Here is a 9,547-nt window from a genome sequence, read left to right as displayed (position 1 = left end):
CGGAGCGACAGCAAATCCAGGCAGGGCGCGCCTGGCCAATGACGCCCTTGTCCTTTCGACTATCCTATCGACGCGCCGAGACCAGCAGGAACATCGGCCGCTCGAGTTCTTCAGCCAGTTCGGGCTTGGCCGCGACCTGCGCATCCGTGGGACGGAATTCCTCGACATGCCCGATCGTGAAGCCGGACTTGATCAGCGCGTTGAGCGTCGTGCCGATGGTGCGGTGGTGTTTCACCACGCCCTTGGCCAGCCAGTCTGTTTTGCGCGGACCTTCCACCAGATAGCGATCGACAGGCCATGTCCGGCGGCCTTCGGCATCGACCACCCAGCCCGGCCTGGTCGGGGACATGTAGATCGGATGTTCGGTGGAGAAGACGAAATGCCCGCCGGGCGACAGGGCCTGATGCACCGTCCTGAACAGGCGCGCGACATCCTCGACATAGTGCAGGGCAAGCGAGCTGTAGGCGAGATCGAATCCGCCCGCCGGCAGGCTGAGATGGTCGAGGTCGGCCCGCTGATAGGTGATGCCCGTGTCCGGGCCGGCGGCTCTTGCCCGGGCCAGCATCTTTTCCGACAAGTCCAGCCCAAGGACGTGGCTCGCTCCATTGTCATGCGCCCAGCGGCAGAACCAGCCGAAACCGCAGCCGAGGTCGACGATCCGCAAGCCGCCGACTTCAGGGAGCATCGCGCGTAGCGCCGGCCATTCGGCGGCACCGTCCAGGCCTTCGATCGACCGGCCGAGCTGGCTGTAGCCCGCGAAGAACTCCGGCTGGTCGTAGATATTTTGCGCCATGTTTTCTTCCTCGTCTCTCAGCCAATCCTCTGGCGGAAGATCGACATCTGGGGGACAGGCCGCGCATTTCCACCCCGGCCTTGCGGGGTCAAGACGATCAGGCCGGCGCCCCGAGCGGCGGCGGCCGCCGCCGGATCGGCTGCGCCTTGATGATGGCGGTGCTGGTCTCGGCCTTGTCGGCAATGCGGTCGAGAATGCCGTCGAGGTCGCCGATCGAGCGCACGAACAGACGGGCGACGAAACAGTCGTCGCCCGTCACCTTGTCGCATTCCGCGAACTCGGCAATCTCCTCGATCAGCTTCTGGACGATGTGCAGCTTGCCCGGCAAAGGCTTGATGCGCACGATCGCCTGCAGCGTATAGCCGAGCGCCAGGGGATCGATCTCGACGGTGAACGCCCGGATGACGCCGCGCTCCTCGAGCCGCCGGAGCCGCTCCGAAACACTCGGCGACGACAGTCCGACCTGGGCGGCCAACTCCTTCAGCGAGGTCCGTGCATCCCTCACCAGGATTTCGAGGAGATTTCGGTCGAGATCATCAAGCATTTCAGATTTCTCACAGATTCGCAGCAGTAGCCTAATATAATTAGGCCATCTCTGAATATGACCTTTTCCGCAAGATGGAAAGCCGCCACCTCGCATGAGAATATGACGCCTCAACAGGTTAGAGGCTCATCATGAACGATACGGTACGCGGCACGGTCGAGATGTCGGCCGCAATGACGATCCTGGGCACGATCGGATGGTTCGTCATCATGTCCGGCCAACCGATCATGGACGTCGTGTTCTGGCGCTGCGCGTTCGGCGCGGCGACACTGCTTGTCATCTGCACATCGCTCGGCTTGCTGCGCGACAAGCTGCCCCTGCGCGTCATCGGCCTGGCCGCGTTTGGCGGCGCGGCCATCGTCATCAACTGGGTTCTGCTCTTTAGCGCTTTCTCGCGCGCGTCGATCTCGATCGCCACCGCCGTCTACAACACCCAGCCCTTCATGCTGGTCGGCTTCGGCACGCTCTTCTTCGCCGAACGGCTGACGCTGACCAAGCTGACCTGGCTGATAATAGCCTTCGCCGGCATGGTGCTGATCGTCGAGGCCGCCCCTGACGCCGGCGATGTCGGCACCAACTATTTTGCCGGCATCCTGATGGCACTGGCCGCGGCTTTCTTCTGGGCCGTCGCGGCCATCGTCACCAAGAAGCTCAAGGGCACGCCGCCGCATCTGATCGCGCTGATCCAGGTCTGCGTCGGCGTCGTCATGCTGGCCCCCTTCGCTGATCTTTCGCATCTTCCCGCCGACCCGTGGAGCTGGGCCATGCTGGCGACGCTCGGCATCGTCCACACCGGTCTCATGTACATCCTGATGTATGGTGCCATCCAGAAGCTGCCGACGCATCTGCAGGGATCGCTGTCCTTCATCTATCCGGTCGTCGCCATCCTGGTCGATGTCGTCGCCTTCGGCCACCGGCTGCATCTGAGCCAGATCGTCGGCGCCGCCGCCATCCTGATCGCCGCGGCCGGCATGAATCTCGGCTGGTCCTTGTGGAAGCCGAAACCGTCCGTCACGAGCCCCCAGCCGATCGAGTAGGGTCCGCCCGCCGGCAGCCCGCCGGCAAAAATCGCCATCCCGGCTGCCCGCCTGTTCAAAGCGGGCAGTTTGCTCTATGCCGCAATCCAACCATCTTCGCCCGGCATAGGCGAAACCCGGGATCGAAGAACCATGAACGACGCCACACCCCCAAATCGTTGCCGCATCGTGCTGATCGCGCCGCCCGGCGTGCCGGCCGCCCGCATCGCCAACGCATTCGACGGCGGCGACGTCGCCTCGCTGATCCTGCCCGAGAACGGCATGGACGAGGCCTCCTTCCAGGCTTTTGCCGAGCAGATCGTGCCGACGGCCCAGGCCGCGGGCGTGGCCGTGATCATCGCCGGCGACACCCGCATCGCGGGCCGTGTCCAGGCCGACGGCATCCATGTCGAGGCGTCCAAGGCCGAACTCGCCGAAACGATCGAACATTTCCAGGCGAAGATGATGGTCGGCGCCGGCGGCGCCAAGAAGCGGGACGACGCACTCGAACTCGGTGAGGTCAGGCCGGACTACGTCTTCTTCGGCCGCTTCGGCTACGACAACAAGCCGGAGCCGCATCCGCGCAATCTGTCACTGGGCGAGTGGTGGGCGCAAATGATCCAGATCCCCTGCATCGTAATGGCCGGATCCGATCTGGCTTCCGTCGTGGAAGTGGCCGCCACCGGTGCCGAGTTCGTCGCGCTGTCGAGCGCGGTGTTCGCCGATGGCGTCGATCCGCAAGCGGCAATAGGCCGGGCCAATGCGCTGCTCGACGAAACCGCGCCGCGCTTCGAGGACTGATGTGGCTCCGGTGAGGCTTCCCCTTCAGGCCTTGCTTGCAGCGGTCATGATCCAGGCCGCCGCCGCCGAAACGATTCCCTTGCCGCAGCCCAAGCCCGAAGTCGGCGTGCACACCGACAAGCCGATCGAAAAGCAGCTGCCACAACCCGCCACCACTGCGGAGCCGGCGCCGCTGCCCTCGGCCGACAGCATCAATCCCGACCGCTTCGGGGCCAAGCCGGCGGACGCGGCCTACGGCGCCTTCCAGCGCGGGCTCTACAAGACGGCCTACAACCTTGCGCTGGTCCGCGCAAAAAATGGCGACCCGGCGGCGCAAACATTGGTGGCCGAGATCCTGTCGCGCGGGCTGGGCGTACCTCTCAATACAGCCGAGGCCGCCAAATGGTACGCCGCCGCCGCCGAACAGGGCGTGCCAGAATCACAGTTCCAGTACGCGCTGATGCTGCTCGACGGCCGCTACGTCAAGAAGGACACGAAAGAGGCCTATGCCCTGATGCAGGCCGCGGCCGAAGCCGGCAACCAGCTGGCGCAGTTCAATTTCGCGCAGATGCTGGTCCAGCAGGATCCCGGTGACGCCGGCCTGGCCAAAGCGGTCTCCTATTATGAGCGCGCCGCCGCGACCGGCCTCCCCGACGCGCAGTACGCCATGTCCCAGATCTACGCCAATGGCGTCGGCGGCAAGCCGCGCGACGATGCGCAGGCAAGGCGCTTCCTGGCGCAGGCCGCACGGCAGAATTATGACACCGCGCAGATCGATCTCGCCGCCTGGATGATCGAAGGGCGCGGCGGCGCCCGTGACCTGAAATCGGCTTTCGGCTGGACGAAGCAGGCCGCCGAGGGCGGCAATGTTGCCGCCCAGAACCGCCTGGCGAAACTCTATATGCAAGGCATCGGCACCGACCCGGACCTCGTGCTCGCCGGCGCCTGGTACATCGTCGCCCGCCGCGCCGGTCTCATCGACCCCGACATGGACGACTTCCTGCAAGGGCTGAGCGACGACCAGACCAAGCAAGCCTTGCAGAAGGCGAACCGCCTGCCGTGATGGCGCTCGTACAATCGCCCGGCGCCGGGCCATTGCTGACCGCTCCCTTGCCTCTCCGGACGATTTGTGGTCTTGGGAGCCCCTAAATCGCTTGTCCAGGCGAAAATCTCATTCCGGATCCCATCATCATGGCCAAGATCAATGGCAACGAAATCCGTCCCGGCTATGTCATCGAGCACGATGGCGGCCTGTGGGTTGCGGTCAGGACCAACACCGTCAAGCCCGGCAAGGGCGGCGCCTACAACCAGGTCGAACTGAAGAACCTCATCAACGGCACCAAGCTCAACGAGCGCTTCCGCTCGGCCGAGACGGTCGAACAGATCCGCCTCGACCTGAAGGATTTTTCCTTCCTCTATGAGCAGGACGACGCGCTGGTGTTCATGGACACCCAGAGCTACGAACAGCTCGAACTGAACAAGGATTTCGTCGGCGACCGCGCCGCGTTCCTGCAGGACGGCATGATGGTGACGGTCCAGCTCTATGAGGAGAGGCCGATCGGCATCTCGCTACCCGACTATGTGACCTTGACCATCACCGAGGCCGATCCGGTGGTGAAGGGCCAGACGGCGGCATCCTCGTACAAGCCGGCGGTGCTGGAGAACGGCATTCGCGTGCTGGTGCCGCCCTTCATCGGCGCCGGCGAACGCATCATCGTCGACACCAACGAAATCACTTACGTGCGGCGCGCCGACTAGAGCATGATCCCGAAAAGTTGCAGACTTTTCGGACAAGATCATGCGTGCAAAGACAAGCAGATGAAGCGGGGTCGCGATCCAATTTGAGTTTATCCGCCCCAGGCTTTTGGAGTTTCAACGATATGGCACGCTCAGCCCTTCTCAACGTCATGGTCCAGGCCGCAATGAAGGCCGGCCGCTCGCTGTCGCGCGACTTCGGCGAAGTGCAGAACCTGCAGGTCTCGATGAAGGGTCCGGGCGACTATGTCAGCCAGGCCGACCGCAAGGCCGAGGACATCGTCTTCGCCGAATTGTCGAAGGCGCGCCCGGGCTACGGCTTCCTGATGGAAGAGCGCGGCGCGGTCGCCGGCGACGACAGCCAGCACCGCTGGATCGTCGATCCGCTCGACGGCACCACCAATTTCCTGCACGGCATTCCGCTTTTCGCCGTCTCGATCGCGCTGGAGCGTCAGGGCCAGATCGTTGCCGGCGTGATCTACAATCCGGCCATGGACGAGCTCTATACGACCGAGCGCGGCGGTGGCGCCTTCCTGAATGACCGCCGCCTGCGCGTCGCCGGCCGCACCAAGCTGGTCGACGCCGTCATCGGTTGCGGCGTACCGCATCTGGGGCGCGGCCAGCACGGCAATTTCCTGATCGAGTTGCGCCATGTCATGGCCGAGGTTTCCGGCATCAGGCGCCTTGGCTCGGCCTCGCTCGACCTTGCCTATGTCGCCGCCGGCCGCATGGACGGTTTCTGGGAAATCGGCCTGTCGGCCTGGGACATCGCCGCCGGCCTGCTGCTGATCCGCGAAGCCGGCGGTTTCGTCTCGGACATGGATGGCGGGCAGGACATGCTGGACAACGGCTCCGTCGTCGCCGGCAACGAGGTCATCCAGCGCGCGCTGCTGAAGACGGTGAAGAAGCCCCTCGCACCCCGGTAAGGCCTTCCGCCGCGCTGAACGGCCGCAGTCGCAAAACCGCCATCTAAGCTTGAAATACTGTCCGGCGGTTGCCCAGATATGGGGTGACGCAGGACGATTGATGGCTGACACACCGCCGCAACTCGAAATCCCCTTTGTCGGGCGCTGGCACTACTCCCGCGCGGAGATGATCGCCGACGGCATTGTCCATGCTGTCGGCATCGTGCTGGCGATCGCGGCCGGTTCGGCGCTGCTGGCGCTGGCGGCGTTTCGGGTCGGACCCGGCGAGTACGTTGCCGCCGCCTTCTATGTCGTTTCGCTGCTCACCGTGCTCTCGGTCTCGCTGGCCTACAATTTGTGGCCGGTATCGTCACCGGCCAAATGGGTTTTGCGACGCTTCGATCACGCCGCGATCTATCTTCTCATCGCCGCCACCTACACGCCTTTTCTGGCCCAGCTCGACGGCTCGCCGCTGGCCCACTGGATGATCGCGCTGGTCTGGATCGCGGCGGCGACAGGCATCGCCATCAAGGTCTTCTTTCCCGGCCGTTTCGACCGGCTGGCGATCGTCTTCTATCTCGCCATCGGCTGGAGCGGCATCGTCCTGGTCAAGCCACTCGTCGCGACACTGCCGACGACCTCGATCGTGCTCATCGTCGCCGGTGGCGTCGTCTATTCCTGCGGCGTCATCTTCTTCGCCTGGAAGGGGCTGCGTTTCCACAACGCGCTGTGGCACGGCTTCGTGGTCACTGGAGCGGGCCTGCATCTGGCGGCCATGGTCGACTGCCTGGTGATTAACCGCTTCTGATCCCCTCGCGGCAATATTGCCAAGCGCCATTCAATTTGGTCACAATTCCGTTTAGAGTCGCCAACTACGTGATCGGCGGCGCTGGACCAATTCCAGGGAAAGTGTGAGCGGTTTCCCGTTCGGAATTGCGTAAAGGCAAATAGAGCATCGGAAACGGGGCACGGATGGCTTTTCTCAGATCCTTCGGCATGGGCAGGCGCTCCGACGTACTGATCTACGATCCGCATAAACTGTCGAGTCCGCAGGTGTTCCTGCTGACCATGGTCATCTTCCTGGCCATCGTCGCCTTCATTGCCGCCATCCTGACCCGCCAGATCTCGACGGCTTTCGTCACCAATCCCGGCCTCAACGGCCTGATCATCGGCGTGCTGGTGGTCGGCATCCTGCTCGCCTTCGCCCAGGTCGGAAGGCTGTTTCGCGAGGTGCGCTGGGTCAACTCCTTCCGCGCCGGCTCGGAAACCATCGAACCGGTGCTGCTGGCGCCGATGAAAGCCATGATCGGCCGTTCCTCGACCATGGCCTTCTCAACCTCTTCGATGCGCACAATGCTGGATTCCATCGCCACGCGCCTCGACGAAAGCCGCGACACCTCGCGCTACCTTGTCGGCCTGCTGGTGTTCCTCGGCCTGCTCGGCACCTTCTGGGGCTTGTTGAACACGATCGGTTCGATTCGCGAGACCATCGAGTCGCTCGACCCCGGCACGGGTGATGCCGCCGCGGTGCTCGATTCCCTGAAGCAGGGCCTGTCGGCGCCGTTGGCCGGCATGGGCACAGCCTTCTCATCCTCGCTGTTCGGCCTGTCCGGTTCGCTGGTGCTTGGCTTCCTCGATTTGCAGGCGGGCCGCGCCCAGACGCGCTTCTACACCGAGCTTGAGAACTGGCTGTCCTCGGTCACTGATCTCTCTTCCGACATCGTCGTCTCAGATCCGGCCAAGTCCGAGCCGTCTGACGAAATCCGCCTGTTATCGGAGCGGCTGCGCAGCATGCAGGAGAATGGCGGCGGCTCCAATCCTCGTGTCGCCACCGCCATGGCCAATCTCGCCGACGGCATTTCCGGCCTGGTCAAGAACATGCGCTCCGAGCAGCAGATCATGCGCGACTGGGTCGAGGCCCAGTCCGATGAACAGAAGGCGATGCGCAACACGCTGGAAAAGATCGCCGACGCCCTGAAGAAGCCCGGGGTGCACTGACATGGCGCTTGCCAGGGGCCGGCGTACCGATCGCCGCATCGACTACTGGCCGGGCTTTGTCGACGCTTTGTCGACGCTGCTGCTCGCCATCATGTTCCTGCTCACCGTTTTCGTGTTGGCGCAGTTCCTGCTCGGCCGCGAAATCTCCGGCAAGGACACGGTGCTCAATCGCCTCAACTCGCAGATCAACGAACTGACCCAGCTTCTGGCCCTGGAGCGCTCGACGGCGCAGGACAAGGAGGATTCACTCGCCAACCTGCAGGCGTCGCTGTCGGCGGCGGAGGCGGAGAAGAGCCGGCTCGAGCAATTGCTGGCGCAAGGGGCCGGCGCTGGCGACGCCGCCAACCAGCGTGCCGCGGAACTGGGCGGCGAACTCGACAGCCAGCGCCAGATCAGCCAGCAGGCACTGAGCCAGGTGGAGATCCTCAACCAGCAGATCGCCGCACTTCGCAAGCAGATTGGAGCACTCGAGGACGCGCTCAACGTTTCGGAGGCCCGCGACCGCGATTCCAACACCAAGATCGCCGATCTCGGCCGCCGCCTCAACGTCGCCCTGGCGCAGCGCGTGCAGGAATTGAACCGCTACCGCTCCGACTTCTTCGGACGTCTGCGCGAGATCCTCGCCGACCGCGAGAACATCCGCATTGTCGGCGACCGTTTTGTCTTCCAGTCGGAAGTGCTGTTCCCGACCGGCTCCGAGGTCATCAACGATGCCGGCAAGGTCGAGATGAAGAAACTCGCCGACGCCATCATCGAGTTGCAGAAGGAGATTCCGCCGGAGATCAACTGGGTGCTGCGTGTCGACGGCCACACCGACAACAAGCCGCTCTCCGGCACCGGCCGCTACCGCGACAATTGGGAGCTGTCGACGGCGCGTTCGACTTCGGTGGTTAAGTTCCTGATCGAGAACGGCGTGCCGGCCAACCGGCTGGTCGCCGCCGGCTTTGGCGAGTTCCAGCCGCTCGACCCCGCCGATACCGACGAGGCGCGCAACAAGAACCGCCGCATTGAACTGAAGCTCACCGAACGTTGAACCATCATCACGCGATGTCACGCGAATTTGTTCGACGGCTCAACTCTAGGGCGCAGACGGGTGCCGGCAAGGCCTGAAAAGATTATCTTTTTTTAATTACACTTCCCGCCGGAGCGCTCCTAGCCTGCCGCCCAGGGCCGAGAACCGCCGGCGATGCCTCCCATCGCGACGCGACGGAACCCGACGGCCCGCGGCTGGAAGGTAGACGAAAGAACCGCTGCCTTCCTCTTCTGGAGGAGACGCGACGATGCGCTCTTTTAACCCCACGCTCAGAACTGCAGCACTGACCGCATTCTTTATCGCCATTCCGCTCGCCGGCGCCTATGCCGCGGGCCATCACAAGGGTGCTCTCGACGCGACCGCCCCGACCGACTTGACGGGTCCGCGTGTCGAGGCCCTCATTGAGCAGGCTCAAGGCGTCCGCCAGGGCATCATCGACGCCAGGCAAGCCAACAACATCACCCCGGCCGTGGCGGAACACCTGGAAATGCGCACCAACCAGATCAGCCAGGCCGCCGAGAAGATAGCCGCATCGGATCATGGCAGGATACCGGCCGCGCAGTATCGTGATCTGCTGCATCATCTCGACAATGTCGACCAGCGGCTGAGGGTCGATACCGGCAGCGGCTTCCTGATGGGCGATGGTTCCGACGGCGGAAACTATCCGAACGGCTGAGCCCTCCGGAACGGTCCAAGAGGAAGGGACCACCTGGCGCCTTCGGG

At 63.9% G+C, this 9,547-nt stretch carries 11 protein-coding genes; 9 read left to right on the top strand and 2 right to left on the bottom strand.

What is annotated here, in order from left to right:
* Window positions 1-64: 64 nt before the first annotated feature.
* Together MesoLj_RS07085 and MesoLj_RS07080 are read right to left on the bottom strand one after the other, a co-directional pair.
* Complete coding sequence (locus MesoLj_RS07085) at window positions 65-793, bottom strand: class I SAM-dependent methyltransferase (RefSeq protein ID WP_202325551.1); 729 nt, start codon at window positions 791-793, stop codon at window positions 65-67.
* A 97-nt stretch (window positions 794-890) separates the two neighbouring features.
* Window positions 891-1,337, bottom strand: a complete 447-nt coding sequence (locus MesoLj_RS07080) for an Lrp/AsnC family transcriptional regulator (protein WP_140776488.1) — start codon at window positions 1,335-1,337, stop codon at window positions 891-893.
* 131 nt (window positions 1,338-1,468) lie between these two features.
* Here MesoLj_RS07080 and MesoLj_RS07075 point away from each other — a divergent pair, with 131 nt between their 5' ends.
* The 9 genes from MesoLj_RS07075 to MesoLj_RS07035 all read left to right on the top strand — a co-directional run bounded on the left by MesoLj_RS07075 (window position 1,469) and on the right by MesoLj_RS07035 (window position 9,500).
* Window positions 1,469-2,374 carry a DMT family transporter gene (locus tag MesoLj_RS07075; protein ID WP_202325550.1) on the top strand — a complete coding sequence of 302 codons (906 nt, stop codon included), beginning with the start codon at window positions 1,469-1,471 and terminating at the stop codon, window positions 2,372-2,374.
* A gap of 132 nt (window positions 2,375-2,506) precedes the next feature.
* Complete coding sequence (locus tag MesoLj_RS07070) at window positions 2,507-3,154, top strand: thiamine phosphate synthase (protein WP_202325549.1); 648 nt, start codon at window positions 2,507-2,509, stop codon at window positions 3,152-3,154.
* 1 nt (window position 3,155) lies between these two features.
* Complete coding sequence (locus tag MesoLj_RS07065) at window positions 3,156-4,196, top strand: tetratricopeptide repeat protein (protein WP_140776493.1); 1,041 nt, start codon at window positions 3,156-3,158, stop codon at window positions 4,194-4,196.
* Between the two features lie 128 nt (window positions 4,197-4,324).
* Complete coding sequence (gene efp / locus MesoLj_RS07060) at window positions 4,325-4,891, top strand: elongation factor P (protein ID WP_019861758.1); 567 nt, start codon at window positions 4,325-4,327, stop codon at window positions 4,889-4,891.
* A gap of 122 nt (window positions 4,892-5,013) precedes the next feature.
* Window positions 5,014-5,814 carry an inositol monophosphatase family protein gene (locus tag MesoLj_RS07055; RefSeq protein WP_202325548.1) on the top strand — a complete coding sequence of 267 codons (801 nt, stop codon included), beginning with the start codon at window positions 5,014-5,016 and terminating at the stop codon, window positions 5,812-5,814.
* Window positions 5,815-5,914: 100 nt separating this feature from the next.
* Complete coding sequence (gene trhA / locus MesoLj_RS07050; protein ID WP_202325547.1) at window positions 5,915-6,601, top strand: PAQR family membrane homeostasis protein TrhA; 687 nt, start codon at window positions 5,915-5,917, stop codon at window positions 6,599-6,601.
* A 164-nt stretch (window positions 6,602-6,765) separates the two neighbouring features.
* Window positions 6,766-7,791 carry a MotA/TolQ/ExbB proton channel family protein gene (locus tag MesoLj_RS07045; RefSeq protein ID WP_140776499.1) on the top strand — a complete coding sequence of 342 codons (1,026 nt, stop codon included), beginning with the start codon at window positions 6,766-6,768 and terminating at the stop codon, window positions 7,789-7,791.
* A gap of 1 nt (window position 7,792) precedes the next feature.
* Window positions 7,793-8,824 carry a peptidoglycan -binding protein gene (locus MesoLj_RS07040; RefSeq protein WP_140776501.1) on the top strand — a complete coding sequence of 344 codons (1,032 nt, stop codon included), beginning with the start codon at window positions 7,793-7,795 and terminating at the stop codon, window positions 8,822-8,824.
* Between the two features lie 247 nt (window positions 8,825-9,071).
* On the top strand, window positions 9,072-9,500 hold the full coding sequence (locus MesoLj_RS07035) for a hypothetical protein (RefSeq protein WP_140776503.1): 429 nt from the start codon (window positions 9,072-9,074) through the stop codon (window positions 9,498-9,500).
* The last annotated feature ends 47 nt before the right edge of the window (window positions 9,501-9,547 follow it).

Origin of the sequence: Mesorhizobium sp. 113-3-9 (assembly GCF_016756515.1) — a bacterium.
GTDB lineage: Bacteria > Pseudomonadota > Alphaproteobacteria > Rhizobiales > Rhizobiaceae > Mesorhizobium.
The sequence above is the reverse complement of the archived record's forward strand: the minus strand, read 5'-3'. Positions and strand labels throughout refer to the sequence as shown.

Bases quoted from the DNA above. Each gene is read 5' to 3' on its own strand.
- MesoLj_RS07045 (WP_140776499.1), top strand. From the start codon at position 6,766: ATGGCTTTTCTCAGATCCTTCGGCATGGGCAGGCGCTCCGACGTACTG.
- MesoLj_RS07070 (WP_202325549.1), top strand. From the start codon at position 2,507: ATGAACGACGCCACACCCCCAAATCGTTGCCGCATCGTGCTGATCGCG.
- MesoLj_RS07080 (WP_140776488.1), bottom strand. From the start codon at position 1,337: ATGCTTGATGATCTCGACCGAAATCTCCTCGAAATCCTGGTGAGGGAT.
- MesoLj_RS07055 (WP_202325548.1), top strand. From the start codon at position 5,014: ATGGCACGCTCAGCCCTTCTCAACGTCATGGTCCAGGCCGCAATGAAG.
- efp (WP_019861758.1), top strand. From the start codon at position 4,325: ATGGCCAAGATCAATGGCAACGAAATCCGTCCCGGCTATGTCATCGAG.
- MesoLj_RS07040 (WP_140776501.1), top strand. From the start codon at position 7,793: ATGGCGCTTGCCAGGGGCCGGCGTACCGATCGCCGCATCGACTACTGG.
- MesoLj_RS07075 (WP_202325550.1), top strand. From the start codon at position 1,469: ATGAACGATACGGTACGCGGCACGGTCGAGATGTCGGCCGCAATGACG.
- MesoLj_RS07085 (WP_202325551.1), bottom strand. From the start codon at position 793: ATGGCGCAAAATATCTACGACCAGCCGGAGTTCTTCGCGGGCTACAGC.
- trhA (WP_202325547.1), top strand. From the start codon at position 5,915: ATGGCTGACACACCGCCGCAACTCGAAATCCCCTTTGTCGGGCGCTGG.
- MesoLj_RS07035 (WP_140776503.1), top strand. From the start codon at position 9,072: ATGCGCTCTTTTAACCCCACGCTCAGAACTGCAGCACTGACCGCATTC.